The following is a 1,742-nucleotide window of genomic DNA, read 5'->3' on the forward strand; positions in this document are numbered from 1 at the left end:
CTGGGCGTCGACGAGGTACTTGGCGCGGATCAGGAGGGCCAGCTGGCCGAGGTTCATCTCGGGCACGATCACCCGGTCGTAACCCTTCAGGACCGCCCCCAGATTGGCCGGGAAGGGGTTGAGATTGCGCAGGTGCGCCTGCGCCACCCGACCACCGTCCGCCCGCACCCGCCGCACCGCCGCCGCGATCGGCCCGTACGTCGAACCCCACCCCAGCACCAGCACCCGCGCCGACCCGTCCGGATCGTCCACCACCAACGGCGCCACCTCGATCCCGTCGACCTTCGCCTGCCGGGTACGCACCATCAGATCGTGATTCGCCGGATCGTAGGAAATACTCCCCGACCCGTCCTGCTTCTCGATCCCCCCGATCCGGTGCTCCAACCCCGCCGTCCCCGGCACCGCCCACGGCCGCGCCAACGTCAACGGATCCCGCTTGTACGGCCAGAACACCTCCGACCCGTCCTCCAGCACATGATTCGGCCCCGACGCGAACCCCGGATCGATCACCGGCAACTCCTCCACCACCGGAATCCGCCACGGCTCCGACCCGTTCGCCAGATACCCGTCCGACAACAGGAACACCGGCGTCCGGTACACCACCGCGATCCGCACCGCCTCCAACGCCGCATCGAAACACTCCGCCGGCGTCGCCGGCGCCACCACCGGCACCGGCGCCTCACCATTACGACCGAACATCGCCTGCAACAGATCCGCCTGCTCCGTCTTCGTCGGCAACCCCGTCGACGGACCACCCCGCTGAATGTCCACCACCACCAACGGCAACTCCAACGACACCGCCAACCCGATCGCCTCCGACTTCAACGCCACCCCCGGACCCGACGTCGTCGTCACCCCCAACGCACCACCGAACGCCGCCCCCAACGCCGCCCCCACCCCAGCGATCTCGTCCTCCGCCTGGAACGTCCGCACACCAAAACCCTTGTGCCGCGACAACTCGTGCAGAATGTCCGACGCCGGCGTGATCGGATACGACCCCAGGAACAACGGCAACCCCGACCGCACCCCCGCCGCCACCAACCCGTACGACAACGCCAGATTCCCCGACACGTTCCGGTACCGCCCCGCCGGCAACGCCGCCGGCGCGATCTCGTACGAAACCGCGAAATCCTCCGTCGTCTCCCCGAAATTCCACCCCGCCCGGAACGCCCGGACATTCGCCTCCGCCACCAACGGCCGCTTCACGAACTTCGACCGCAGGAACGCCTCCGTCCCCGCCGTCGGCCGGTGATACATCCACGACAACAGACCCAGCGCGAACATGTTCTTCGCCCGCTCCGCGTCCTTCCGCGCCAACCCACTGTCCTTCAACGCCTCCAACGTCAACGACGTCAACGGCACCCGATGCACATGAAACCCCTCCAACGACCCGTCCCCCAACGGATCGACCACCCACCCCACCTTCGCCAACGCCCGCTTCGTGAACTCGTCCGTGTTCACAATGATCTCCGCACCCCGCGGCAGATCACCCAGATTCGCCCTCAACGCCGCCGGATTCATCGCCACCAGCACATTCGGCGCATCCCCCGGCGTCAGAATGTCATGATCCGCGAAATGCAACTGAAAACTCGACACACCCGGCAACGTCCCCGCAGGCGCCCGGATCTCCGCCGGAAAATTCGGCAACGTCGACAGGTCATTACCGAACGACGCCGTCTCCGACGTGAACCGGTCACCCGTCAGCTGCATCCCGTCACCCGAGTCACCCGCGAAACGGATGA

At 67.0% G+C, this 1,742-nt stretch carries 1 protein-coding gene; it reads right to left on the reverse strand.

Annotated features, from left to right (window positions below; genetic code table 11):
* Positions 1–1,742 (reverse strand): 2-oxoacid:acceptor oxidoreductase subunit alpha (locus IE329_RS39780; RefSeq protein WP_190215948.1); only part of this gene is annotated, 1,742 nt, incomplete at both ends.

The organism is Kitasatospora indigofera, from assembly GCF_014655955.1.
Classification (GTDB): Bacteria; Actinomycetota; Actinomycetes; order Streptomycetales; family Streptomycetaceae; genus Kitasatospora; species Kitasatospora indigofera.